At 66.8% G+C, this 24,948-nt stretch carries 27 protein-coding genes; 12 read left to right on the forward strand and 15 right to left on the reverse strand.

Going from position 1 to position 24,948, the window contains the following annotated elements; genetic code table 11:
- Positions 1-520: 520 nt before the first annotated feature.
- Positions 521-1,270, forward strand: coding sequence for an SDR family NAD(P)-dependent oxidoreductase (locus J2X41_RS01920; RefSeq protein WP_163232147.1), 750 nt, complete (start codon positions 521-523; stop codon positions 1,268-1,270).
- Between the two features lie 65 nt (positions 1,271-1,335).
- A complete protein-coding gene (locus J2X41_RS01925; RefSeq protein ID WP_163232149.1) occupies positions 1,336-1,719 on the forward strand; it encodes an MAPEG family protein in 384 nt (127 codons plus the stop codon).
- Positions 1,720-1,743: 24 nt separating this feature from the next.
- Here J2X41_RS01925 and J2X41_RS01930 read toward each other — a convergent pair whose 3' ends face one another.
- Positions 1,744-2,106, reverse strand: coding sequence for a helix-turn-helix domain-containing protein (locus J2X41_RS01930; protein ID WP_163232151.1), 363 nt, complete (start codon positions 2,104-2,106; stop codon positions 1,744-1,746).
- Positions 2,107-2,274: 168 nt separating this feature from the next.
- Here J2X41_RS01930 and J2X41_RS01935 point away from each other — a divergent pair, with 168 nt between their 5' ends.
- Positions 2,275-2,673 carry a DoxX family protein gene (locus J2X41_RS01935; protein WP_163232153.1) on the forward strand — a complete coding sequence of 133 codons (399 nt, stop codon included), beginning with the start codon at positions 2,275-2,277 and terminating at the stop codon, positions 2,671-2,673.
- Positions 2,674-2,996: 323 nt separating this feature from the next.
- Here the strand turns inward: J2X41_RS01935 and J2X41_RS01940 are convergent, their stop codons facing one another.
- The 3 genes from J2X41_RS01940 to J2X41_RS01950 form a co-directional block, all read right to left on the reverse strand.
- Positions 2,997-3,749, reverse strand: a complete 753-nt coding sequence (locus J2X41_RS01940; RefSeq protein ID WP_310079206.1) for an SDR family oxidoreductase — start codon at positions 3,747-3,749, stop codon at positions 2,997-2,999.
- Positions 3,750-3,876: 127 nt separating this feature from the next.
- Complete coding sequence (locus J2X41_RS01945; RefSeq protein WP_310079207.1) at positions 3,877-5,298, reverse strand: MFS transporter; 1,422 nt, start codon at positions 5,296-5,298, stop codon at positions 3,877-3,879.
- Between the two features lie 65 nt (positions 5,299-5,363).
- Positions 5,364-6,197: an oxidoreductase gene (locus J2X41_RS01950; RefSeq protein WP_310079208.1), complete on the reverse strand. Its 834-nt coding sequence runs from the start codon at positions 6,195-6,197 to the stop codon at positions 5,364-5,366.
- Positions 6,198-6,289: 92 nt separating this feature from the next.
- Between J2X41_RS01950 and J2X41_RS01955 the strand changes: the two genes are divergently transcribed.
- The 7 genes from J2X41_RS01955 (at position 6,290) to J2X41_RS01985 (ending at position 14,578) form a co-directional block, all read left to right on the forward strand.
- Entirely contained in the window at positions 6,290-7,219 is a 930-nt protein-coding gene (locus J2X41_RS01955; protein WP_310079209.1) for a LysR family transcriptional regulator, read from the forward strand.
- 209 nt (positions 7,220-7,428) lie between these two features.
- Entirely contained in the window at positions 7,429-7,800 is a 372-nt protein-coding gene (locus J2X41_RS01960; RefSeq protein WP_310079210.1) for a hypothetical protein, read from the forward strand.
- 134 nt (positions 7,801-7,934) lie between these two features.
- Positions 7,935-8,195 (forward strand): hypothetical protein, encoded by a 261-nt coding sequence (locus tag J2X41_RS01965; protein ID WP_310079211.1) that lies wholly within the window; start codon positions 7,935-7,937, stop codon positions 8,193-8,195.
- A 119-nt stretch (positions 8,196-8,314) separates the two neighbouring features.
- On the forward strand, positions 8,315-9,541 hold the full coding sequence (locus J2X41_RS01970) for a TolC family protein (protein ID WP_310079212.1): 1,227 nt from the start codon (positions 8,315-8,317) through the stop codon (positions 9,539-9,541).
- Positions 9,538-11,034, forward strand: coding sequence for an efflux RND transporter periplasmic adaptor subunit (locus J2X41_RS01975; protein WP_310079213.1), 1,497 nt, complete (start codon positions 9,538-9,540; stop codon positions 11,032-11,034). Before J2X41_RS01970 ends, J2X41_RS01975 begins: the two co-directional genes overlap by 4 nt.
- Positions 11,031-14,189, forward strand: a complete 3,159-nt coding sequence (locus J2X41_RS01980; RefSeq protein WP_310079214.1) for an efflux RND transporter permease subunit — start codon at positions 11,031-11,033, stop codon at positions 14,187-14,189. Before J2X41_RS01975 ends, J2X41_RS01980 begins: the two co-directional genes overlap by 4 nt.
- Entirely contained in the window at positions 14,189-14,578 is a 390-nt protein-coding gene (locus J2X41_RS01985) for a copper-binding protein (RefSeq protein WP_310079215.1), read from the forward strand. The genes J2X41_RS01980 and J2X41_RS01985 overlap by 1 nt, the downstream gene beginning before the upstream one ends.
- Positions 14,579-14,694: 116 nt before the next feature.
- Here the strand turns inward: J2X41_RS01985 and J2X41_RS01990 are convergent, their stop codons facing one another.
- The gene (locus J2X41_RS01990) at positions 14,695-15,066 is read right to left on the reverse strand and encodes a hypothetical protein (RefSeq protein WP_310079216.1); all 372 of its coding nucleotides are present in this window, start codon (positions 15,064-15,066) and stop codon (positions 14,695-14,697) included.
- 101 nt (positions 15,067-15,167) lie between these two features.
- Between J2X41_RS01990 and J2X41_RS01995 the strand changes: the two genes are divergently transcribed.
- Positions 15,168-15,338 (forward strand): hypothetical protein, encoded by a 171-nt coding sequence (locus J2X41_RS01995; protein WP_310079217.1) that lies wholly within the window; start codon positions 15,168-15,170, stop codon positions 15,336-15,338.
- Between the two features lie 8 nt (positions 15,339-15,346).
- Here J2X41_RS01995 and J2X41_RS02000 read toward each other — a convergent pair whose 3' ends face one another.
- Complete coding sequence (locus J2X41_RS02000; protein ID WP_310079218.1) at positions 15,347-15,655, reverse strand: hypothetical protein; 309 nt, start codon at positions 15,653-15,655, stop codon at positions 15,347-15,349.
- Between the two features lie 170 nt (positions 15,656-15,825).
- Positions 15,826-16,596: a site-specific integrase gene (locus J2X41_RS02005; RefSeq protein ID WP_310079839.1), complete on the reverse strand. Its 771-nt coding sequence runs from the start codon at positions 16,594-16,596 to the stop codon at positions 15,826-15,828.
- Positions 16,597-16,728: 132 nt separating this feature from the next.
- On the opposite strand from J2X41_RS02005, the gene J2X41_RS02010 reads away from it, so the two are divergent.
- Positions 16,729-16,980, forward strand: a complete 252-nt coding sequence (locus tag J2X41_RS02010) for a hypothetical protein (protein WP_310079868.1) — start codon at positions 16,729-16,731, stop codon at positions 16,978-16,980.
- Positions 16,981-17,140: 160 nt separating this feature from the next.
- Here J2X41_RS02010 and ssb read toward each other — a convergent pair whose 3' ends face one another.
- The 8 genes from ssb to J2X41_RS02050 all read right to left on the reverse strand — a co-directional run bounded on the left by ssb (position 17,141) and on the right by J2X41_RS02050 (position 24,897).
- Positions 17,141-17,650, reverse strand: coding sequence for a single-stranded DNA-binding protein (gene ssb, locus J2X41_RS02015; protein WP_310079219.1), 510 nt, complete (start codon positions 17,648-17,650; stop codon positions 17,141-17,143).
- 142 nt (positions 17,651-17,792) lie between these two features.
- The gene (locus J2X41_RS02020) at positions 17,793-18,182 is read right to left on the reverse strand and encodes a hypothetical protein (protein ID WP_310079220.1); all 390 of its coding nucleotides are present in this window, start codon (positions 18,180-18,182) and stop codon (positions 17,793-17,795) included.
- 15 nt (positions 18,183-18,197) lie between these two features.
- A complete protein-coding gene (locus J2X41_RS02025; RefSeq protein WP_310079221.1) occupies positions 18,198-18,869 on the reverse strand; it encodes a hypothetical protein in 672 nt (223 codons plus the stop codon).
- An 89-nt stretch (positions 18,870-18,958) separates the two neighbouring features.
- On the reverse strand, positions 18,959-21,811 hold the full coding sequence (locus J2X41_RS02030; RefSeq protein ID WP_310079222.1) for a hypothetical protein: 2,853 nt from the start codon (positions 21,809-21,811) through the stop codon (positions 18,959-18,961).
- A 91-nt stretch (positions 21,812-21,902) separates the two neighbouring features.
- A complete protein-coding gene (locus J2X41_RS02035; RefSeq protein ID WP_310079223.1) occupies positions 21,903-22,457 on the reverse strand; it encodes a GNAT family protein in 555 nt (184 codons plus the stop codon).
- A 162-nt stretch (positions 22,458-22,619) separates the two neighbouring features.
- Positions 22,620-23,459, reverse strand: coding sequence for a flagellin (locus J2X41_RS02040; RefSeq protein ID WP_310079224.1), 840 nt, complete (start codon positions 23,457-23,459; stop codon positions 22,620-22,622).
- Positions 23,460-23,629: 170 nt separating this feature from the next.
- Positions 23,630-23,785, reverse strand: coding sequence for a hypothetical protein (locus tag J2X41_RS02045; protein ID WP_310079225.1), 156 nt, complete (start codon positions 23,783-23,785; stop codon positions 23,630-23,632).
- Between the two features lie 290 nt (positions 23,786-24,075).
- Positions 24,076-24,897 carry a flagellin gene (locus tag J2X41_RS02050; protein WP_310079226.1) on the reverse strand — a complete coding sequence of 274 codons (822 nt, stop codon included), beginning with the start codon at positions 24,895-24,897 and terminating at the stop codon, positions 24,076-24,078.
- Between the last annotated feature and the right edge of the window lie 51 nt (positions 24,898-24,948).

The following is a 24,948-nucleotide window of genomic DNA, read 5'->3' on the forward strand; positions in this document are numbered from 1 at the left end:
AATGCTGACGGCGCGAAATCCGAAACATGGTCCTTGCCGAACCGCGTTTGTCAGCCCCGCGCCAGTACCGGACATGGGCGCCCCTCCAGAAACACGACCTTCAGATGGTACCCGCCCCCAACGATTGGCCTGTTGCGGACCGGTGAACCAGTTGCCGCGGTCGTTGCCTGACACGGTGGGTGTTCTATGTCTAACGCACAGCTGGACGCGGATAGCGCGTTTGTTCGCCAAGTCTCCACATTCGCGGCGGATCGAATTTCCTGACTGAGATCATCGCTGGAAGCGACATCTGTATTGCCCAACGAGCCGACCCACCGGACGGGTGAGGAATGCCATTAGTATGGATATGCATACTAAGTGTAGACATTTCATCCTTCTTGCTCAAATCGATCCAAGCCTACATTTCAATCTCTCCAAGCGGGCCGGGCTGATCCGGATTGCTTAGTTCTCGGTTGCCGCAATCCAGCTTGTCCGGATCTAGCCGCCAGGGACGAACACAGATGTTCGACAGGAGAGTTCGATGACACGACTGGATGGAAAGGTCGCCCTTGTGACTGGAGCGGGTCGAGGCATTGGCCGCGCCGTGGCGCACCGGTTCGCGGCCGAGGGCGCGACGGTCGCCGTGGTGTCGCGCACGCCGCGGAACGTCGAGGAGGTCGTCACCGGCATCCGGACCAAGGGCGGAGAGGCTATCGGGGTGATCTGCGACATTTCCGACCCGGCTCAGATCGCCGCCGCCGTCGACCAGGTCGCCAGCGCCTTCGGCCGGATCGATATCCTGGTGAACAACGCGTTCGATCCCTCCGTCGTGATGGCCCCGGTTACGGACCTGACCATCGGGCAGCTCCAGCGCAATTTCGAGGTCGGTCCGATCGCCTACCTGCGCCTGATGCAGGCCTGTTATCCTCACCTGAAGGCCAGCGGCGCGGGCCGGGTGATCAACTTCGCGTCCATCGCCGGGGTTACTGGCATGGCCGGCTACGCGCCCTATGCCATGGCCAAGGAAGCCGTCAGGGCCCTGACCCGTGTCGCCGCCCGCGAGTGGGGAAAGGACGGGATCACCGTCAACAACGTCCTGCCGATCGCCAACACGCTTGAGGAGATCCCCGAGACCGGCGTCCCGAGGGTTCAGTCCCCACTCGAACGGATGGGGTCTCCCGAGGACGATATCGCGCCGGTCGTCCTGTTCCTCGCCAGCGCCGACTCCCGCTTCATCACCGGCTACAGCCTGTCGCCCGACGGCGGGGCGATGATCGACGGCGCGCGCTGACGGGCGATCCGCCCGGCGCCCCGTCGGGCGGCGCTCGTCGAACCCTATGACATTCAGGAGGCCTCATGGCCGATCTGCCCATCACATCCCTGTTCGCCGGGGGCTTCGCGCTGGCCCTGGTCGGCCTTTCGCTCATGGTGACCCTGCGTCGTGTGAAGACGACGATCCTGCTTGGGGAGGGCGATGACATAGGGCTGCGCCGCCGCATCCGGGCGCAGGCAAACTTCATTGAATATGTGCCCCTCGGGATCATCGTGCTGACCCTGATGGAACTGCGGGGCCTGCCTGCCGTCGGCGTCCTCTCGCTGGGAACGGCGCTCGCGGTCGGCCGGCTGTTGCACGCCGTCGGCATGTACAGGGACGCCCCGGTCCTGCGCGGCCTGGGTATCCTGGCGACCTATGCGGTGCTCGCCGGCGGTGGCGTCGCGGTTATCCTTTCGGCCGTCTGATCCCGTTCACGGTCGCGCCTCCGGTCAGGCCGAGCCCTTGCGACCGGGGCCGGCCGACCTCTTGGGAAGGCTTGACCCGTACTCCAGCCACCACGCGGTCAGGGCTTCCATCGTGGGGCCCAGCGCCCGCGCCTTCGGCGTCATTTCGTATTCGACGCGGGGCGGCACCTCGGCGAAGACCGTCCGCGAGACCAGGCCGTCGGCTTCCAGCTCCCGCAGCTGGGCGGTGAGCATGTGCTGGGTGATCCCCGGTATGGCTTTGCGCAGTTCGCCGAAGCGATGGATGCGCTGGCTGAGGAGCCACATGATTTCGAGCTTCCACTTACCTGACAGCATCGCGAAGGCGCGGCGCATCTCGTCCTGCATGGTGGCGACAGTCTCGGACATCGGTCTGGTACTCCATACTTACCGCCGCAAATTCATCCTACTTGCGACGATCCATCATAGCAGACAATTTCGATACATGCTCCCGGACGATGTCGCAATTCGCCGACACGCCGGCCGCATGTTCTGCCGAACAGTCTCGCCAAAGCATAGGCGACAGGAAAAAACCGTATGGCCGTCACTTATACATACTGGATTAGCACCGCGCTCTTGTCGGCGTTGTATCTGTCATCCGCATTTCTTTATCTGATCAAGAAGGACTTCGTCCAAAAGGCGCAGGCCGACCTGGGCTACCCTGCTCCCCATCTCATCCCGCTGATGATCGTGGTGAAAATCCTCGGACCGGCGGCCATTCTGACACGCCTCAGCGTGCCGCTCAGCGACCTGGCCTATGCCGGCATGTTCTATCACCTGATCCTGTCGGGAATGGCCCACCTAGGCGTGCGCAGTTTCAAGAGCGCCGCGCCCGCGGTCATTGGGCTGGTGCTCCTGGCCGCGTCCTTCGCAACGCAGAACGATGCGCGCCAAGCGCCGTCGCCATACGCGCCCGCGGCGGCGGAGCAACCGTAACGTCCCTCGGAATGTCCGCTGGACTGAGGGGCGTCGACCGCCGGCGATGTCAGAGCCGCGCCATCAACGGACATTGGCGCAACTCCAGAAAGGCGCCCCTCCTCGAGAACGCGATTTCGAGCAAAGGTGGTCTACGCGCTCGATGAGTCGACGACCTCGCCGGCAGCAAAAGAACCGAAACATCTATCCAAGCGTCGTTTACAGCCACGGCGCCTCTGCACGGGTGGCGGGGATGTAGATCCGCGGTAAGCACTTGGACTAGACGTGGCTCTCCCGCCCCTCCGTGCTAGCGCGCGGGGGCTCGCCTCCCCTCGCGCAGCAACTCAGGCGCTTATGCCGCCATCAACAAGAATGCCCGAACCAGTAACGTAGGCAGCGCCGGGCCCGGCAAGGAAGGTGACGGCTTCAGCGACTTCTCTCGCCTGACCGTAGCGGGCAATCGACAGGCTCGGGAGGATGGCCAGCGCCAGAGCGCCATCGGCGGGGTTCATGTCGGTGTCGATCGGACCGGGGCGGACCAGATTGACGGTGATCTCCCGCGGTCCCAGTTCACGCGCAAGACCACGCGTGAAGCTTTCCAACGCGGATTTGGTGGCCGCGTAGACGGCTATGCCGGCGAACGGAACAGACAGGCCCGCATTGCTGCCGATACTGATGATGCGGCCGCCGTTCGGAATGTGCTTCAGCGCGGCCTGGGTAATCAGGAAGACGCCGCGCACATTGACGTTCAATTGCAGATCTATCTGCTCAAGCGGCTGCTCGGAAAAGTCACCCGCGAAGAGGACGCCAGCGTTATTGACCAGGATGTCGAGGCCACCGAGATCCGCGACGGTCTGCTCTACCGCCGCCATGGCGGCTTCACTGCTCGCGGCGTCGGCCTGGATGGCGACAGCCTTGCGACCCAGGGCGCGAAGTTCGGCGACCAGAGCCTCGGCCTTTCCTGCGGACTTTTCGTAGGTGATGGCGACGTCTGCGCCGTCCTCGGCCAGCTTCAGCGCTATGGCCGCACCTATGCCGCGGGCCGCACCGGTGATGAGCGCGCGTTTGCCCGCAAGACGAAGAGAGGCGGCGTTCATATGGGTATTCCTGTGTGAAATTGTTTCTGCGGTGCTCTGGAGAGAGCGGGTTACCGGCCGCTGACGTGGAGACGCATTGCGTCGACAGCGACGAGGACTTGAGCGAGGCCTAAACAGCCTGGTCAGGTCATGGCCGACCGCCTTTCCCGGGGATGGCAGGGTCGCTAGATAGCCATCCGGCGATCAGAAGACAGACAGCGATCGCAAGGGCCGCGATGCTGTAGGCATGGCCGAAGGATCCAACGTCGGTCGCCGATCCAAGCACCGAGAAGAACAATCCGCCGATCAACGCGGCCGCCAGCGCCGCACTGATCTGGAACATCGAATTGACCAAGCCAGCCGCCAGTCCCGAATGCCTCTCGTCGATGCCCCGGACAACCGTCTGGACGAGATTGGGAAGCGCGATCCCCTGCCCCACGCCGATGAAGAACAATGCGACGAACAGAAGGCGGGGAGCGCCGACTGAAATCAGAACCGCCGTGGCGACCAGACCCCCAGCTTGCACGCCCATTCCAGCAGCCGCGGCGTATCGCCCGAACACCTTGAGCACCCGCCCGCTGACAAAGGGCCCAAGAAAGAAGCCAGCAGCGGCCGGAAGGATCGCCAACCCGGCGGCGAAAGGCGTCCGGCCCAGCCCCCCTTGCTGGTAGATTGAAAAGATCAGCCAGAAGGCTGCAACGACGTAGAAGAACAGGGCGGCCAGCAGTCCGCGCATGAGTCCGGGAGCCCGAAGCAGGCTTGGCGTCACGATCGGGTCGCCACCGGCGATCTCAAGCTTTCGCTCAGATCGCCAGAACGCGAGCAAAAGCGGGACGGCGGCGGCCAGCATGACGAGCGCCCACCGCGGCCACCCCTGCTCACGACCTTCGATCAGCGGTGCGATGAGTGCGAAAAGGCCAAGCGCAAGCAGCACGGCTCCGCCGACGTCCAGCCTGCTGGGACGATCTGATCGCGTGTCCTTAACCAGGAAGAGCGCCGCCGGCGCGGCGAGTGCGATCACCGGCAGGTTGACGAGGAATATGCTTCGCCAGCCGAGCCCGAAGATATCGAGCGCAATCAGGGCGCCGCCGAGAAACAGCCCCGCCATCGACGCCAGCCCAAAGGTCATCGCATAGAGGCTCAGCGCCTTGGATTTTTCGTCTTCCGGAAAGATCGCATTGATCGAGGCCAGGGCCTGGGGCGCCATGATGGCGGCCGACACCCCCTGAAGGACCCGGCCAATGATCAAGGTCGGGGGAGCCGAGGCCCATCCGCACAAGGCCGATGAGGCCGCAAAGCCCGCCATGCCGATCAGAAAGATATTCCGGCGCCCGTAAAGGTCTCCCAGGCGGCCTCCGGTGACGAGCATCACCGCATAGGCCGTGGCGTAGCCCGAGATGATCAGCTGCATCACGGCTGTGGAGGCCTGCAGGTCCGCCCGGATCGACGGCAAGGCCACATTGACGATGAAGAAATCCAGCGGCGGCAGAAACGCCCCCGCCAGCAGGACGACCAGGGCGATCCATCTGCGAGGGTCGCGATGGGCGTCTGGGGCTAGGGCATGTATCAAGTTCGTCTCCTTCCGGTTCGCCGGCGCCGCGCGACGGTTCCGCGGCCGCGGGACCGCCTTCCCCCTCAAGCTTCCGGGAAGTCGGTGCTGATCGTGAGGTCCTCCCAAATCGCGATCTCCGCCTCGACCGCTGCGAGCTTGGCGCGCGCCCGACGCAAGGCGTCGGAGCCGAGCAGCAGGTGCAGCGGCGGATCAGGCGCATCGACGATGCGCAGCAAGGCCTCGGCCGCGCGATCCGGATCGCCCAGCTGCTGACCGGCCATCGACGAGAAAGCCTGGCTGGCCCTGCCGACCGTCGCGTCATAGCCCCCGGCCCTTGGGGCGCTCAGGCGGATCGAGTGCGTCGACAGGAAGTCCGTCCGGAAAGCGCCCGGCGCAACGGCGGTCAGCTTGATGCCCAGCGGCTCGACTTCCTGGTGCAGCGACGCCGTCAAACCCTCCAACGCGTACTTGGCCGCTGCATACAGCGCCGACGCCGCGCCCGGCGCCCGGCCCGCGATCGAAGTGATGTTGAGGATCCGCGCCTCGCCCTGGGCCCGCAGCCTGGGCAAGACCGCGCGGATCACCTTGAATGGCCCGAAGACGTCGGTTGCGAACAGGCGCTGGGCCTCCTCGTCGCTGGCGTCTTCCAGCGCGCCCAGCAGACCGTAGCCGGCGTTGTTGACCACGACGTCCAACCGCCCTTCCGCTCGGCGGAAGGCCTCAGCGACCACACGCTCGATGGCCAGGCCGTCGGTGACGTCCAATGTCAGGACATGCAGCTTGCCCGGCCCCGCCTCGATGGGGGGCGCGCCCGAGCGGACCGTGCCGACTACGGTGTCGCCCCGCGCCAACGCGGCCCGGGCCAGCGCCAACCCCAGACCGCGCGAAATCCCGGTGATGAACCAATGCTTCGTCATCGCATGCTCCTTGTCAGGCGCGTCTTGTGCGCCTGCTTATGCGACTTCAGAATGGAGCGAATTCTGCGTGAGCTTGTAAGGTGCGCTAAACAATGACCTTAAGCACTGACACACTGTTGAGCAGCGGCGACTTCGCCCATCTGCGTGCGTTCGTGGCCGTGGCCCAGGCGCTCAGCTTTACCCGCGCCGCCGAGACCCTGGGCGTCACGCCCTCGGCGCTCAGTCAAGTCGTGCGCGCCTTCGAGGACCGGATCGGGGTGCGCCTTCTCAACCGCACCACCCGTAGCGTCTCTCTGACCGACGCGGGCGAGACGCTGCTTCACCGCGTCGCCCCCGCTGTCGCCGAACTCAGCCAAGCTGTCGGCCAAGTCCGGCTCTATCAAGAGCAACCTTCGGGGACGGTGCGGGTCCACGTTTTCCGGTCGGCCGCCGACCTGTACGTCCAGCCGATCCTACCCGCATTCCGCCGCGCCTATCCCAAGGTCGTCCTGGACATCACCGTCGATGACGAGGTGGTGGACACGGTCGCGTCGGGTTTCGATGTCGCTATCCGCATCGGCGAGGTCATCGAGCGCGACATGATCGCCGTGCCTCTGGAGCCGCCGGTGCGGCAAGTCCCCGTCGCCGCCCCAAGCTATGTCGCCGAACGCGGTCTACCGGCTCATCCGCGGGACCTACTGGGCCACGACTGCATCCGCTGGCGCTGGCCGGGCCGCACCCAGCCCTATCGCTGGGAGTTCTTCGAGAACGGCGCCTGGTTCGAAGTCGAGGTCGATGGGCCGCTGATTGTCAACAGCAAGGACATGGCGCTGAAGGCCGCCATAGACGGCGCCGGCGTCGCCTTCTCGGTCGAGCGCACCGCTCGCCAGGCCATTGCCGACGGCCGGCTGGTCCCGATGTTGGAGGCTTGGTGCGAACCATTCCCGGGCCATCACCTTTGCTTTGCTCAGCAACGACAGATGAGCCCGGCCCTGCGCGCCTTCATAGACACGGTGCATCAAGGCGCTGCGGCGCCCGACTGAGCTTTCCGCTGGCGGCACAGCGCCATTTGCAGACTCTCGGATCCCTCCAGGAACCGGACAGTCAGAGGGGTGCAACCGATGACGGCCCCTCGTGGGGGAGATGTACAGGGAGGCCCGCAGCGGATCCAGCTCCACAGCGAGCGTAGAGGGCGGGAGGAGATGCCTCTAGGGATCGACAAGCTGGACCTACGGATCTAAGTTTCACCGCGATGCGGCACCTGCTTGCCTTCCTGGCCGTCCTGGCCTTGCTGATCAGCCCGGTGACCGCCGCGGCTGCGCAGGTCGAGTGCGCCAAGGCTGGACCCGAGGCTATGGCCGGCATGGCCAAGCCGATGGCCCAGTCCACGGACGGCGCCAAGGCCAGCCACGATCCTTGCTGCGACGAGAACCAGAAGTCGCCGCATGACGGCAAGGCCTGCGCTCAGATCTGCGCCGCCCTGTGCGCGACGATCGCCGCGCTTCCCACGTCGGACATCCAGCTCCCGGCCATCACGCCCATGCGCCTGACGGCCGCGCCCGCTGATCCGCTGCGCACGCACGCGCCACCGCGCGACGAACGACCACCCAAACTGATCGCCTGATCCTGACCCGCGTCTGACGCGGGTCCATCCCGTGCCGTGTCGCCGGGGTCGCGCACCCGCGCCTGCCTGTCGTCACGCCCGGGATCCGAGCACCGCCTTCGCGCGGTCTCCGAACCCTATCAGGACGTATCAGTATGCAAATCTCCAAGACCCTCGCCGCCGCCTTCGCCGCGGCCGCTCTCACCGCGATGGTGAACTCACCCGCTCTGGCCTCGCCCCTGACCGACGCCGGCGTCACCTATCGGGCCTCGCCCCCGTCATCGAACCCGCATGACGTCTTCCGCCGCAACATCAGGATCGATGACGCGGAGGCCAAGACCGCCGTGGCGATGAAGGACTGTGACTGCCCGATGATGAAGGGCGCCGCCGCGTCCAAGTCGGGCCACGGCGGCTAACGCGCTCATCGTCCGCGCCAAGCCCTGGCGCGGACGATGGAAGCCTGGCGGGGCCCCTCCCCGCCAGGCCTTCGCCTCCAGCCGCCCAAGTTCCACAGTCCATCGTGATCGGATCCCCGATGCGTATCGCCATCACCCTGGCCGCGGCGTTGTTCGCCAGCGCCGCCCAGGCCGCGCCCCTGACCTACGGCCAGGCCCTCGACACCGCCGCCGCCAACGCCCCGGCGTTGCGAGCCGCCGCCTTGCAGATCGAGGCCGCCAAGGCCTCGGCCAAGGCGGCCGGCGCCCTGCCCGACCCCAAGCTGGCCTTGGGCCTGGACAACTTCCCCGTCTCCGGACCGCCGGCCGGCCGGTTCGGCGCCGACGAGATGACCATGGGCCGGGTCGGCTACAGCCAGGACATGCCCAGCGCCGCCAAGCGCCAGGCGCGGATCGGCCGGGCCCAGGCCGACATCGTCGCCGCCGGGGCCGAGGGCGCCGTCGAGGCGCGGCAGGTCCGGGTCGCCGCCGCTCTGGCCTGGATCGAACTGCTCTACGCCCAGCGCAAGCTCGCCGCCCTCGACGGCGTGATCGCCCAGCTTGACCCGCTGTGGACCGCCGCGCCGTCCGGCGTCGCCTCCGGGCGTTCGCGGCCGGCCCAGGCGCTCGAAGCCGCCCAGATGCGCGCGGCCCTGGAGGATCGCCGCAGCGAGGCGGTTTCGGAACTGGGACGGGCGCGCGCGGTCCTCACGCGCTGGACCGGCGATCCTGATCCGCAGGCGGTCGGCCAGGCGCCCGACCTTGATCTGGAGCCCGCGACCTTGAGGGCCGCGATCGACCGCAATCCCACCCTGCTGGCCCGCGACGCCGCCGCCCGCCAGGCCCAGGCCGATGTCGCCCTGGCCAAGGCCGACAAGCGCCCCGACTGGAGCTGGGAGGTGGCCTATCAGCGCCGCGACCCAATGTTCGGCGACATGGTCTCGGCCGGGGTCAGCGTCAGCCTGCCGTTGTGGGGTAAGAGCCGCCAGGACCCGATGATCGCCGCGCGCGCCGCCAGCGCCAGCCGGGCCGACGCCCAGCGCGAAGACGCCCGCCGCGCCTTGGCCGCCCAGCTCGAAGCCGACCTGGCCGATCACGTCATGCACCACGAGCAATGGCTGCGCTCCCGCGACACACTACTGCCGCTGGCCAAGCAGCGCGCCGAGCTGGAAACCGCCGGCTACGGCGCCGGCACGGCCGCCCTGCCCGACGTTCTGACCGCCTTCGCCGGCCTCTCCGACGCCCAACTCACCACCCTCGACCGCGAGGCCGCCGTCGTCCTCGACGCCGCCCGCCTTTCCCTGACCTACGGAAGCGACGACCAATGAGCGCCTCTCCCCCGACGAAGCTTCTCCTGGCCGGCGCCGCGGCGCTGGTCGTGGTCGCCGGCGCTGGCGGCTACGGTCTGGCCCGGCTGACCACCAAGCCGGCGATGTCCGACGCCCCCGCCGACGGCCGCAAGGTCCTCTACTGGTACGACCCGATGGTCCCGGCCCAGCGCTTCGACAAGCCGGGCAAGTCGCCGTTCATGGACATGCAACTGGTCCCCAAATACGCCGGCGAGGCGGACACCAGCGGCTCTTCAGCCGGGGTGCGCATCGATCCGGCCATCGCCCAGAGCCTCGGGGTGCGCACCGTGGAGGCCCGCCAGGGCGTCCTGGCCGGCGGCTTGACCGCCACCGGCGTCGTCGATTTCAACCAGCGCGACGTGGCCGTGGTGCAGGCCCGTTCCGGCGGCTTCGTCCAGAAGGTCTACGGCCGCGCGCCGGGCGACGTGATCGAAGCCGGCGCGCCCCTGGCCGACCTGCTGGTCCCCGAGTGGGGCGGCGCCCAGGCCGAGTATCTGGCGGTCAGGAGAACCGGCGACGCGGCCTTGATCGCCGCCGCCCGCCAGCGCCTGCGGCTGCTGGGGATGTCCGAGGGCGTGATCGCCGCCATCGACCGCGATGGCCGGGCCCGCACGACCATCACGATCAGCACGCCGCTGGGCGGGGTGATCACCAAGCTCGACGTCCGGGCCGGCATGACCGTGACCGCCGGTCAGGGCCTGGCCGAGATCAATGGCCTATCGCGCGTCTGGATCACCGCGGCCGTGCCCGAGGCCCAGGCCGGCCAGCTGCGCCAAGACCAGCCGGTCGGCGTGGCCCTGGCCGCCTATCCCGGCGAGACCCTGCGCGGCGCGGTGCAAGCGATCCTGCCTCAGGCCCAAGGCGACAGCCGAACCCTGCAGGCCCGCATCGAGCTGGCCAATCCCGGCGGCAAGTTGCGCCCCGGCATGTTCGCCACCGTCAGCTTCGACAGCGACGCGCGGCCGGCCCTGCTGCTGCCGTCCGAGGCGGTAATCCGCACCGGGCCGCGCGCGATCGTCATGCTGGCGGGCGAGAACGGCCGCTACCAGGCTGTCGAGGTCAAGATCGGCCGCGAGGCCGGCGGCCAGAGCGAGATCCTGGCGGGCCTGAACGCAGGCCAGAAGGTCGTCGCCTCAGGCCAGTTCCTGATCGACTCCGAAGCCAGCCTGGCGGGCCTGAACGTCCGCCCGCTGCCCGCGACAGGACCCGCGATGTCGACTATGCCGCCCGCCGCCGCCAAGCCCGGCTTGGCCGAGGCCACCGGCCGCGTCGAACAGGTGAACCAGGACAGCGTCACCCTCTCCCACGGGCCGGTGCCGGCGATCGGCTGGCCGGCCATGACCATGGCCTTCCGCGCCGATCCGATGCTGGTCAGGGGCCTCAAGCCCGGAGACCAGGTCAGTTTCGCCTTCGATCAGCCGCCGGCCGGCCCGACGGTGCGTAGGACCGCCAAGACCGGGGGCGGCGCATGATCGCCGCCCTGATCCGCTGGTCGGTCAAGAACCGGTTCTTCGTCCTGCTCGGTGCGATCGGCCTGATCGTCGCCGGCGGCCTGGCGGTGCGCTCGACCTCGATCGACGCCCTGCCCGACCTTTCCGACACCCAGGTGATCATCCGCACCAGCTATCCAGGCCAGGCCCCGCAACTGGTCGAGAACCAGGTCACCTATCCCCTGGCCACCACCATGCTGTCCGTGCCGGGCGCCAAGACGGTGCGCGGCTACTCGTTCTTCGGCGACAGCTTCGTCTATGTGATCTTCGACGACAAAACCGACCTCTATTGGGCCCGCTCGCGGGTCCTGGAATACCTGAACCAGGTCCAGGCCCGCCTGCCCGAAAGCGCCAGGCCCGCGCTCGGCCCCGACGCCACCGGGATCGGCTGGGTCTACGAATACGCCCTGGTCGATAAGACCGGCGGCCATGACCTCAGCCAGCTCCGAAGCCTGCAGGACTGGTTCCTGCGCTATGAGCTCAAGACCCTGACGGGCGTGGCCGAGGTCTCGGCAATCGGCGGCATGGTGCGCCAGTACCAGGTCGTGCTCGATCCGGTGAAACTGGCCAGCTTCGGCGTCACCCACCAGCAGGTTGTCGCGGCCCTGAAGGGCGCCAACGCCGAGACTGGCGGCTCGGTGCTCGAACTGGGCGAGGCCGAATACATGGTCCGCGCCACCGGCTACCTGAAGACCCTGGAGGACTTCCAGGCCGTGCCGCTGAAGACCGCGACCGGCGGCGTCCCGGTGCGGCTGGGCGATATCGCCACCATCCAGATCGGCCCGGAAATGCGGCGCGGCATCGCCGAACTCAATGGCCAGGGCGAAGTGGCCGGCGGGGTAGTGATCCTGCGCTCGGGCGAAAACGCGCGCACCACCATCGCGGCGGTGAAGACCAAGCTGGCCGAACTGCAGAAGAGCCTGCCGCCCGGCGTCGAGGTGGTCACCACCTATGACCGATCTGCCCTGATCGACAGGGCTGTCCACAACCTGACCGGCAAGCTCTTCGAAGAGTTCCTGGTCGTCGCCCTGGTCTGCGCCCTGTTCCTGGGCCACCTGCGCTCGGCGCTGGTGGCGATCATCTCGCTGCCGCTGGGGGTGCTGGCCGCCTTCCTGGTGATGAAGAGCCAGGGCGTCGACGCCAACATCATGTCGCTGGGCGGCATCGCCATCGCCATCGGGGCCATGGTCGACGCGGCCGTGGTGATGATCGAGAACGCCCACAAGAAGCTGGAGCGCTGGGGTCACGACCACCCCGACCAGGTCCTGGTCGGCGAGGCGCGCTGGAAGGTGATCACCGAGGCCGTCGCCGAGGTCGGGCCGGCGCTGTTCTTCAGCCTGCTGATCATCACCCTGTCGTTCATCCCGGTCTTCACCCTGCAGGCCCAGGAAGGCCGCCTGTTCCGCCCGCTGGCTTTCACCAAGACCTACGCCATGGCCGCGGCGGCCATCCTGTCGGTGACTCTGATCCCGGTGCTGATGGGCTATCTGATCCGCGGCAAGATTCCCGACGAAGCGTCCAACCCGATCAATCGCGTCCTGACAGCCGCCTACCGGCCGGCCCTAGAATGGGTGATGCGCAAGCCCAGGACGACCCTGGTCATCGCCGTGCTGGCCTTCGCCACCACGGCCTGGCCGCTGGCCCATCTGGGGGCTGAGTTCATGCCCAACATGGACGAGGGCGACCTGCTCTACATGCCCTCGGCCCTGCCGGGGCTGTCGGCGGCCAAGGCCGGAGCGCTGCTCCAACAGACCGATCGGATGATCAAGACGGTGCCGGAAGTCGACAGTGTGTTCGGCAAGGCCGGCCGCGCCGAAAGCGCCACCGATCCGGCCCCGCTGGAGATGTTCGAGACCACCATCCGCTTCAAGCCGCGCGATCAGTGGCGGCCGGGCATGACGCCCGACAAGCTGGTCGCCGAACTGGACGAGCGGGTGAAGGTCCCGGGCCTGACCAATGTCTGGGTGCCGCCGATCCGTAACCGCATCGACATGCTGGCCACCGGCATCAAGAGCCCGATCGGGGTCAAGGTCTCCGGCGCCAACCTGGCCGAACTGGACCGCATCGCCCGCGAGGTCGAGGGCGTCGCCAAGGGCGTGCCCGGCGTCAGCTCGGCCCTGGCCGAACGGCTGACCGGCGGGCGTTATGTCGACGTCACCATCGACCGGGCCGCCGCCGCCCGGTTCGGCCTCAACATCGACGACGTCCAGTCGATCGTCTCGGGGGCGATCGGCGGCGAAACTATCGGCCAGACGGTCGAGGGTCTGGCCCGCTATCCGATCAGCGTCCGCTATCCGCGCGAACTGCGCGACAGCTTGGAGGGTCTGCGGGCCCTGCCGGTGCTGACGCCGGGCGGCCAGCAGATCACCCTGGGCACGGTCGCCGACGTGCGCATCGCCGACGGGCCGCCGATGCTCAAGAGCGAGAACGGCCGTCCCACGACCTGGGTCTATGTCGATGTCCGGGGCCGCGACCTGGCCTCCGTGGTCGGAGACCTGCGCCAAGCCGTCGATCAGCGCGTGAAGCTCTCGCCCGGCGCCAGCCTCTCCTATTCGGGGCAGTTCGAATATCTGCAGCGGGCCGCCGACCGCCTGAAGGTCGTGGTGCCGGCCACCCTGACGATCATCTTCGTCCTGCTCTACGTGATCTTCCGCCGCTTCGACGAGGCGGGCCTGATCATGGCCACCCTGCCCTTCGCGCTGACCGGCGGCATCTGGACGCTCTATCTAGCTGGCTTCCACCAGTCGGTGGCCACCGGGGTCGGCTTCATCGCCCTGGCCGGGGTCTCGGCGGAGTTCGGGGTGGTGATGCTGATCTACCTCAAGCACGCCATGGAGGCCCTGGGGCCGGACCCGACATCCGTCCAGATCGTGGCGGCGGTGCGCGAAGGCGCCCTGCTGCGCGTGCGGCCCAAGGCCATGACCGTGGCGGTGATCCTGGCGGGCCTGGCCCCCATCCTCTGGGGCCATGGCGCCGGCTCCGAAGTGATGAGCCGCATCGCCGCCCCGATGATCGGCGGAATGCTCACCGCCCCTCTGCTGTCGATGTTCGTCGTCCCGGCCGGCTACCTGCTGCTGCGCCGCCGACGGACCCGGACGTCCCTTTCCACTCCCCCTCAGCCCAAGGAGATTAGCTGATGAAGACCCTGTCCCTGACCCTCGCCGCCCTGCTGGCGACGACAAGCCTGGCCGCCTGCGGCCGCAAGACCGAGGCGCCCGCCGCGCCGGCCGCGCCCGCCCCAGCCGCCGCGCCCGCCCCGACGGCCGGCGGCGACATGGCCGGCATGGACATGGCGCCCGCCGACAAGATGGCCAAAGGCGTCGGCGTCGTGACGGCGATCGACAAGACCGCCGGCACGATCACCCTGGACCACGACGCCATCCCCGAGGCCGGCTGGCCGGCCATGACCATGGGCTTCAAGGCCGCGCCGGCCCTCCTGGACGGCGTGGCGGTCGGCGACAAGGTGGCCTTCGACCTGAAGCTTCATGACGGATCGGGCGAGGTCACGGCGATCGCCAAGCAATAACGCGGCGCGGCGAGCCGCTCGATCCGCCGCTACAACTGCGACAATGCCCCGAGAACGACAGTCCATCTCCCGATGGGCTGTCGTGGCGAGGCCGCGCCAGAACGCCGCATTCCAATTCAACTGCGCGCAGCCGGTGGAATAGCCTGGTCGAGCTTCCGCTCGTCCAAACCGAAAAGGCTAGCGTTGTAGGCCCAAGTAACGAACCGTTCGAGCAATGCGTCGTTTTGATCAGTCAGCCGCCTATTTTCTGCTTCCACACGTTCGATCCGCTCAAGAGCCGTCCTTAGTTCACCCGTAGCTTGGAGCCGCGGACGAGCGGCAGAAAGTTCCTCCCTGCGGCGGCTAAAGGCGTGAGCGATATCGGGATAGCGGTGAAGAGCCTGGCGGACGTAGGTGACGTGAAGCACGCCGGTAATGCGTCGGATCAACGCGCTCCAGGTTAGTGGCGCCGTCGCCCAGCCATCAATGATCCCAAGAACGGCCTTCACGTCCTCTGGCTTTAGGTTCGGTGCCCGTCTTTTCATTGCTGCGGCAACGTTTTGCGCAAGGAGTTCGCACTCAATCCTTCACCGTCAGGGAGGGTGACACCATGGTCGCCGACCAAGGCTCCATCAGGGACACTGGGATCGGAAAGCAGGGCGGCAATTCGCTCGCCACGACGCACGGTCCGTTCCTGATGCGCCTTCCAACGGTCAGCGCCTTCGTACCCCTCGTCGCTTCCTGCTTCCGCGAGGAGAAGGAGCCGCTTCGCATCAGCTAGAAACTCGATCACGAGTGAATATCGACGACGCCGAGCAACTGGTCAGCATCGTCCAGCGCAATAAACTCCTGGTCTCGTAGACGCTCAAAGCGAGGAGGCAGATAAAGTTTATCCGGATGGTGCTCGTACCAGGCAGCGATCCTTCGCGCCTCGGCGGTGACTTCCCTGATCACAGCAACGGCGGTACGGGCGGTCAGGACCATCGGAGGCGGGATCCAACGGACTTCGGGGTCGATGCCCTTCTCCGTCCACCACCTCAAACCATAGGCCGACGTTCCCGACAAAGTGCGATCTTCCACCTCGCAGTTCTCGCGCATCCTTAGGATTTCACCGATGCGGACGGGCGCGCAGCAGAGAAGCGCGGCGGTTGCCGCAGCGAGCCGATCCGCAGGCAGTGAAGCCCGGCGAAAGGCGAGCGCCACTGCATCTAAGGTTGCGCCTGCGGGTAACCGCTCCGCGCGTTTGCGTTCATGTTCTGGCCCCACCCTTACTTGATCACGTGGCCGTCTGATCGGGTTTGCATCATCAGCAAAGCCTCGTTTGAGCGTTTGATGATGTGGCGACGATTGTATCGCTGGGCAGACCCGGTCCAGGTCCAACCTTGAAGGTACATGCGCAGGCGCTGTTCATCGCCTGGCTTCACCCCCTTTGTATCCATCAAGGCTGAAAAGCGGTCGTTCCAGTCGTGCCTTAGCACGTGACTTGTAAGGTCCGCTGGCAAACCGTCGACCGTGCGAAACTGGGTAAAGATCTTATCGAGACCTGAAGCAGAAAGCGGCGCTCCATGTCGGGTGTCGATGAACAGGAACCCATGCTTGCGAGCTGCCGGCAACGCCTGACGAGATGCAAGGATATAGCGGGAAAGATCAGCGGCTAGGTCGGGCTGAATCTCCAGTATCCGCTCTTCGGTTTTCGCAACAGGTTGCCGCCGCCTCGGATCCTTTGGGTTGTCGGGGCGGCGCCTAACGCTCAGGCGGCACTGGCGGACATCGATGTCTTCCAAGCGCACTGCGAGGAGCTCGCCGCGACGAATACCTAAGTCATAAAGCAGCCGGAGGATCAGAAAGTTGCGAGCCCGGCAGGCTGCACTACCCCATGGGTTACTCATGCTCGCAGGCTCGATCGCGCCTAGAAATCGGACGCGCTGTTTTTCCGTAAGGCCGGATCGTTGCCCGCCATTTAGCCGGACGGATGGCACCCGAGCCTTAAGCTCCGCCAGCAGCCGCTCCCGCTCGACCCTATAGCGTCCTGGAAACACGTCGCCGGACGATAGCTGGTGCAGCCGACGGGCCGTGAGCCACGCTAGGTAGGCGCGTATTGCACGCAACCGGTTCGCGCTTGTCTGGCGAGACAAGCGCTGCGGAGTAGACCGTCGTACGCTGCGCTGGCGATGCCGCTCGGTCGAAGAAACAAGCCCGTCGAGCTCCGCAAAGGAAAGAAGCTCGCCGGTCCGAACGCGGTCGGCGAGGTCGATGCGACGTTCCGAACAGAAGTCGAGCAAGACCTGAAGGCCGACAAGGTGCTGCTGCACCGTGTTGGCGGCGCGACCGCGCAGACGGCTTACGACATAGACCAGTGGATCGAACAGCGGCTGTTGTCGAGCGCGATCGAGAAGGACGGGAAGTCGCTCTCCGCCCTTTAGAATGAGCACTCGAATGGTCGTTGAGCCATTCATTTACGGTCGATCCTGGTGGGTTTTACCCACGCTAGTTCGACTAATCGAAAATGGGCAGATGCAATAAAAAAGTGACCGATTCCAAAGGGAAGCGGCCACTTATTTACAACTGATTGTTAGGTAAAAATTAGAACGGAATTTCGTCGTCCAGGTCGGCCGAGAAGCTCTCGCGCGGGCCGCTGGGCTGGCTGCGCGGGGCGCCGCCGCCGAAGTTGCCGCCGCCACCGCCGCCGCCGGCGTAGCCTTCGTCATAGCCGCCGCCCGACGAGGCGCCGGCGTTGTCGCCGCGGCCGCCCAGCATGGTCAGCTCACCGCGGAACTTCTGCAGCACGATCTCGGTCGAATACTTCTCGACGCCCGAGGCGTCGGCCCATTTGCGGGTCTGGATCGCGCCCTCGATATAGACCGTCGAACCCTTGCGCAGATAGCTTTCGGCCACCTTCACCAGGTTGTCGTTGAAGATCACCACCCGGTGCCATTCGGTCTTTTCCTTGCGCTCGCCCGAGGTGCGGTCGCGCCAGCTTTCCGAGGTGGCCAGGCGCAGGTTGGCGACGCGGTCGCCCGAGCTGAGGGTGCGGATCTCGGGATCGGCCCCCAGGTTGCCGACCAGAATGACCTTGTTGACGCTGCCCGCCATGGGGAAGATTCCTTTTCACGCCCGGCGACCAACGCGCCGGCATCTGGGGCGGACGTTAACGGGTTCTTAAGTCGGAACGCAAGCTTTGTTCTCGTAACGTTCCTGTGGACCGAGGCGGTTATCCCCGGGTTTGAAGGCGGCCCTACTGGGCCGGCATCGCCCCCGGCACCGCCAGGCGGCCGTCGCCGGTGCGCACCAGCGACATGAAGCGGGCCCCCTCGTAGGTGTCGCCCAGATAGATGCCTTCCTTCTGCAGGAAGATGAATTTGCCCTGGTAGGCGCCGGTCATTTCGCGGCTGGGACTGCCCAGGCGCGCGAAGCGCAGGCGCATGCCCTCCAGTTCGGCCGCGCAGAGTTCCAGGCTGGGCACGTTCTGGGCCACCGGGTTGAACTTCAGCGTGCCGTCCTTCTGCTCGATCACATGCAGGCAGACGCCGGCCTGGAACGGAGCCTTGGTCTGTTTCTCGCAACCGGTCAGGCCGAGGGCGGCGGTCGCGGCGACGAGCGAGAGGGCGACGATGGGAAGGCGCATGGTCTTGAGCTCTCTCTAGGCCGAGGGGACCGAACAGTTGGGCCCCAGGTCGATGATCGGATGGAAGGTGCGGTTGTCGGACGAGGATTCGACCTTGCCCGGCACCAGGCGGATGGTCTCGTCGCCCCAGCGGCCGTAGGTGGCCCCGCCGGCCTTCTCGCACTTGCCGCTGGAGATCTGCTGGGCGCAGGCGTTGACTGTGATCTCGCCGGGCAGCTTGCGCCACTCGCCGCCCGCGTAGCGCCAGCAGACGGCCAGCGGCGTGCTGGACACGGCCGGGGGCGAGATGGCGGCGGGCGCGGCGGGCGCGGACACGGTCGGCGCCTCGGCGGGCGGCGGCAGCGGCGTCAGCACCAGGCCAGCCTGGTCGGCGGCGGCCAGGGCCCCGGTCTCGTCGACGCCGACGTCCAGGGCCCCGGTCGCCACGCCGTTCTTCTTGGCGCACTCGGCCAGGGTGGTCTCGCCGACGAACTGGCCGCCGACGAAGCAGCGCAGCGGGCGGTTGGCGTCGAGCTTGGTGTCGTCGGCTCTTCCCGTCTCGACGATCAGGCCCGAGCGCGAGGCCGGCGGGTCCTCGGTCGGCGGCTTGGCGCCGTGCATCAGGGCCAGGGCGATGCCGAGACCCGCGACCAGGGCCAGGGCGGCGCCGCCGGCCAGCAACACGCGTCGATCTTTGAGAAGTTCCATGATCCCTGGCTACGACGCGTCGATGACGCTTTCAAGTCCAGGCGCGCAGAAGGCAAGCGAGGCTTGAGGAGGTCGGCGCCGATCGCGCCCTAGCCGCCGCCGGTCAGGCGGTTCAGGGCGGCCTGGTAGTTGGCGATCTGGTTGGTCAGATAGGCCGGGACCGGGCCGTCGACATGGCCGGACGAGGCGGTCGCGTCGGCCCGCTTCACGCCGTTGGCGGTGTCGGCCATCTCGCGGTAGGCGGTGCGCACCGCCGACAGGGCCTTGGTCATGGCGGCCACGGCGGCCTTGCGGCTGACGTCGTCGGTGAGGTCCAGGCCGGTGTCCAGCGAGAAGCCGTAGATCGGCCCCTTGCCGTCGGCCGAGACGGTCTGGCCGTGGTCGATCTTGGTGTTGCGCACGACGCCCGGCTTCAGCCCCAGCGACTCCAGCACGTCGGTGCCGCCCTTGCCGGGCAGGATCTCGACGGTCGAGGTGGTCTGGGAGGGGCTGATCCGCAGGGTGCGATTATTGCCGACGCTGCTGAACTCGACCTTGGCCGCATAGCCGGTGGCCTTGCGGATCTTGTCGGCCAGGGTGTCGAGCGTGTCGTTGGCGGCGATCTTGATCGTGGTCAGGGTTCCGCGCGCTCGCGTGCGGACCTGGAAGGTGTCGCCGGCCCGCGCCGAGGTCGCCGAGACGATCTTGTCGGTCTGGGTGAAGTCCATCTTGCCGCGCGGGATGCCGAAAAGGTCCAGCGCGCTGGAGCCGGAAGCGTCGACCGCGATCGAGGTCGCCGTGGCGTAGCCGTCCTTGCCGGTCAGCCGCTGCTCCCAGGTCGCCGCGCCAGTGGCGACGTCGATCTGGGCGACATAGCCGTCCTTGTCGCCGACGGTCGGCAGGCCCGCCAGGTTCTTGCCGGCCGAGCCCGCCAGCCAGGCCTGGCCGTTGGAGACGGCCATGCCGGTGACCGTGTCGTCGCCCGTGCCGCCGTAATAGGCCAGGGTGTCCTGGCTCTTGTCGGTCAGGTCCAGGGACATGCGGGCCACGAAGCCGTCGGAACCGCCCGACGCGGCCTTGGTCTTGTTGTTGACGTCCAGGGCGCCGTTCGTGGTCGAGCCGCCGATGTAGAGCTGGCCGTTGTCGATCGTCAGGCCGGCGATGTTGCCGCCCTTCAGCGTGCCCAGGTCGCGGGTCGCGCCTGCTGTGAACGTCGCCGCCTTGGTGTAGGTGACCGGCGCTGTGACCCAGACTTCCTTGTCGTTCAGATAGGTGCGGTTCTCGGTCACGACGCTGGTGGCGACGTCGAAGCTGCGAAGCATCGCCTCGCTGCCTTCCTTGCTGGCGACCACCACCTTGCCCCCGTCGACGACGATGCCGGCGACCGTGTCGTCGTTCTCACTGCCGAAATGGGTGGTGAACAGCGCCTTGGGCGTGCCCGAGATGTCGGTGGCGAAACCGGTCAGATAGCTGTCGTAGCCGCCCGCCGTGGCGCCGGTGGCCGAACCTGGGATGTCGGACTTGGCGCGGCCGCCCACATAGACCACCCCGTCATCGCCGAAGGCCACGGCCGTGGCGGCGTCCTCGAGCATGCCACCGCGGCGGACCGTCCAGGTCTCGTCGCCCTTGGCGTCGTAGAGCGTGACGAAGCTGTCGGTCAGCGTGCCGGCCGGGTCGGAATTGATCGGGCCGTTCGTGGCCCCGGAAAGCCCGCCGGCCACCGAGCCGGCGATGGCCACCTGGCCGTCGTCGGAGATGGCCATGTTGTAGCCGGTGGCGGTGTTCGATGCGCCGAGGGTGCGGGCGTAGAGCAGCTTGCCGGACGAGTCGTATTTCAGCAGGGCGACGTCCTGGTCGCCCTTGATGGTCTGGCTGCTGGTCGCGCCGTCGACGTCGGCCAGCACATAGAGCGAGCCGTCGGGCCCGGTCATGGTCTTGTGGACGGTGCTGACCGTGCCTTCCAGCGTGTCGGAAAACACTTTGGTTCCCGGCGTGACGCCCGCGCCCGGCCCGTACTTGGTCAGGGTGTTCTCGATCACCGCGTCGTCGGTGGAGGTGTTCTTGTCCGGATCAGGATTGCCGGCCGCCGTGGTGATGTAGACCGCCGGCTTCGGGGCCGGGGCCGAGAAGGTCAGGGTCTCGGTCAGGTCGCCCTTCACCTGCAGGGCGAAATCGTCGCCCGTGGCCGGCAGCTTGACGGTCTGGCCGTTGACGGTGGTGGTGCGCTCGGCCCCCACCGTGCGCGAGACCGCGAACTGGGTGTCGAAACCGGCGGCGGCCAGCTTGTCGTTGAAGAAGCTGACGACGTTGGCCATCGTCCGCTTCGTCGCGCCCATTTCGGACAGGTCCATGGTCACGTCGGTGGCGACGCCGAACTTCTTGATGTTCATCGTGAAGCTGACGGCGCCCTTGAACGCGGGGACCTCGTCGTCGATCTGGCCGCTGTAGATCTTGTTGGTGACGTAGGTGTAGTTGCTCTTGGGCACGCCGACCGTCGACTTGTCGCTGGTCATGACCGCGCCGGTCGTCAGGCGCATGCCGTCGGTGCTGAGGTTCTGGACGTAGCTGTTGACCTCGTTCAGCCCCTTGCTGAACACCGTCTGCAGCCGCTTGATCTCGCTGTCGGTGACCCCTTTTTCGTCCGACCGGTTGGCGATGGCCGACAGGGTGTTGAGCGCCTGGTAGGCGGCGAAAAGCTTCTTGTAGTCGCCGGAGATGGTCGGGGCGGCGGCGACGGCCGCGCCCTCGTCGACGAACTTGCGGCCGTTCAGGGCGGCCTTGACCAGGTCACTGGGCTCGGTGGCCACGCCGGTCCAGGGCGCGCTGGGCACGGTCTTGGTGGTCGAGGAAGACGAGGACGAGGACGAGACGCCGCTGGTCGACGACGCGGTCGCGTTCGCGGCCAGGCCGGCGGTCTTGGCCTGGTAGTAGCCGAGCAGCAGACTGGAATCGAAAGTGATCACAGCGGGTCCCACCGGGACGCAATACGCCCCTTGAGTCGTTTATCGGCGATGAACGCTGACGTTTCGTTAAGAGGTATGAAGACGCGCCGGATCAGGCGGCGATCAGGTGGGCGTCCGTGAGAGAGCGGCGGACTTCGCCGCGCAGCTCGCGCCATTCCTCGGCCAGTATGCCCAGCAGGACCACGTCGCGCGGCTGGCCGTCCTTGAGGACATGGCCGCGCAGATAGCCTTCGCGCCGGAAGCCGGACGCCGCCTGGGCCTTCAGCGCCGCGTCGTTGTCGGCCATGACCTCGGCGAACACCTTGTGCAGGCCCAGCTCGCCGAAGGCCCGGTCCAGCCCCAGCACCTGGGCGGCGCGACCCACGCCCCTGCCCCGCGCCTCGGCCGAACCGAGGAACCAGTTCCAGCCCGCCCGGCGGTGATGGCTGAGCAGGCCGGTCAGGGTCAGCAGGCCCGACGCCTCGCCCGAGCGGACGATCATCCAGCCGCGCATGTCAGGATCGGTCCGCAGGGCGTGAAACCAGGCGGCATGGGCCTCGCGGCTCGGGAAAGCCGCGTCGGACATCCACCGGTCGACCTCCGGCTCGCCCCGCCATTGGAACAGGACCGCCTCGTCGCCGTCCGTCAGATCGCGAAGCTCGATCATACCGGGTCGATTCTCCCAACGCTGGTGTCGGAAAGTCTAGCGCGCCGGCGGCCTCAGGCCTAGAGCAAGCCGCGCGATAGGAAAATCGCTCGACTTGCCCTAGCTTTTTGTTTTCGCATCGCTTTTGCGGAAAACCGGCATCCACTTTTCCGCGCGATGCTCTTAGTTGCCGCCGTTGAACAGCGACAGGATGATCTGCGGCGCCTGGTTGGCGATCGACAGGGCCTGGGCGCCGAGCTGCTGCTTGACCTGCAAGGCCTGCAGCCTCGCGCTCTCCTTGGCCATGTCGGCGTCGACAAGGTTGCCCACGCCGGTCTCGAGCACGTCGTTCAGCTTGGAGACGAAGGTGTTGTGGGCGTCGATCTGCTTGGCTTGCGAGCCGATCGAACCGACCGCCTGGTTCACCCGCGTCATGGTGGAGTCCAGACGGGTCAGCACGGCGGCCGCCTGGGTCATGGTGAGGATCTTGTCGGTCGTGGACAGGGTGTTGATCGCGCCGCCCAGCGAAAGGTTCTGCAGGTTCAGCGTGATGACCGTCGCGGCGTCGGCGTCGGCCAGGAAGGTGATATTGGCCGGTTCGCTGCCGTTGAGGATGTTGGCGCCGTCGAAGGTGGCGCTGTTGATCACCTGGGTCAGGTTCTTCAGCAACCCCTGGAAGTCGGCGTTCAGGGCGGTGCGCGACGAGGTCGACAGCGAGGTGTCCTTGGCCGCGACCACCTTCTCGCGCATCTGGGTCAGCAGGTCGGAGACCGATTCACCGCCGGCCAGGGCCACATCGGTGATCGAGGTGGCGCGGTCCAGGCTCATCTTCACGGCGTTCAGGGCCGAGCGGTCGGCGCGCTGGTCCTGGGCGATCGACCAGACGGCGGCGTTGTCCTTGGCGCTGGAGATCGCCAGACCGGTGTTGATGCGGGACTGAACGCCCGACATGTCGTCGTTGGTCTTGTTCAGATTTTGCAGGGCGATCAGCGCGGGCTGATTGGTGTTCACGCTCAGCGTCATCACGGTCTCCGAACGGCGGTTCTTGCCAGTTGGGCTCGGGACGCGATTCGGCGGCCGAGCAGGTCGACCGCGAAGATGGGACTGAGGGAGTAAGAATATGGTTAACGCGCGTAAACCATGTTTCGCCTGCGACGCCAGGCCGCGGCGAGCATGGTCCGAGCCCGGCCGGCTCAGGTCAAGCCGTCGAAGACCTCGCCAGGGTCGTAGTGCTCGGCCTGCTTGAAGCGCAGGACCTCCTCGCGCGGAAACTGCTGCAGGATGTCGCCCGTCCGACGGTCCACGGTCTTGTAGACATAGGTGCCGGTCTTGCTGTCCTGCTCGATCACCAGGCGCAGGTCTCCTGGCTGGGGGCCGTCGGCCGCGGCGGGCTTTTCCGCGGGCGCGGCTTCCCGGGGCGACGACGCAAAAAGGCCGCCCGCGGGATGGCCCGGGACGGTGGACGCGGTGTTCGCGGGGAGCGTGGACGGCTCGGGTATGATGGACGTCAACGCGACTTTGTTTTCCATGACTCCTATCGCGGCCGGTTCGCGGCGGCGCCTCTAGTGACCCCTCCTCTCGCGCCCAGGCCCGGGAGAAAGGCGGAGGCGGACCCGAAGGCCCGCCCCCTTCTTCGTTCCTATCGGAACAGGCTGAGAATCGACGACGAAGACTGGTTGGCGATCGACAACGCCTGGATGCCCAGCTGCTGCTTGGTTTGCAGCGACTGCAGCTTGGCGCTTTCCTTGGCCAGGTCGGCGTCGACCAGGTTGCCCACGCCGGCGTCGAGGCTGTCCTGCAGCTTGCCGACGAAGGTCAGGTGGGTGTCCAGGCCGGTCGAGCTGGTGCCCAGCGAGGCCAGCTTGTTGGTCGCCGTGCCCAGGGCCTTGCTGACGAGATCGATCATCGACTTGGCGGTCGCGGCGGTCGTGAACGACGCGTTGGCCGACAGACCGATGCCGACCAGCGACAGGGTCTTGGCGTTGACCGTGAACTGCGAACCATCCGAATTGGCCAGGAAGGCCAGCTTGGTGGTCGTGCCGTCGGCGATCGAGACGCCGTTGAACTTGGCGTTGGTGACGGCCTTGGTGATCTGGTCGCGCAGCGAGGTGAAGTCAGACTTCAGGGCGTTGAACGAGGCGGTGTTCAACGAGGTGTCGGAAGCGGCCAGGGCCTTTTCCTTCATCTTGCCCAGCAGGTCCGTGACCGTGTCGCCGGCGGCCAGGGCCACGTCGATGGTCGACTGGCCGCGTTGCAGCGAGTCCTTGACGGCGTTCAGGGAGTTGGCGGTGGTCGACTGGTTCTTGGCCATCGCCCAGATCGCGCCGTTGTCCTTGGCGTTGCCGACCTTCTTGCCGGTGTTGATCCGTTGCTGGGTGACCTGAAGCTCGCTGTTGGTGGCGTTCAGGTTTTGCAGGGCGATCATCGCGCCAGCGTTCGTGTTGATGCTATTCAGCGGCATCGCGACAGTTCCTATTCAAGGGTTCCGGCGTCATTTTGACGGCCGGGAGCA

The organism is Caulobacter sp. BE254 (assembly GCF_031457295.1).
Classification (GTDB): Bacteria; Pseudomonadota; Alphaproteobacteria; order Caulobacterales; family Caulobacteraceae; genus Caulobacter.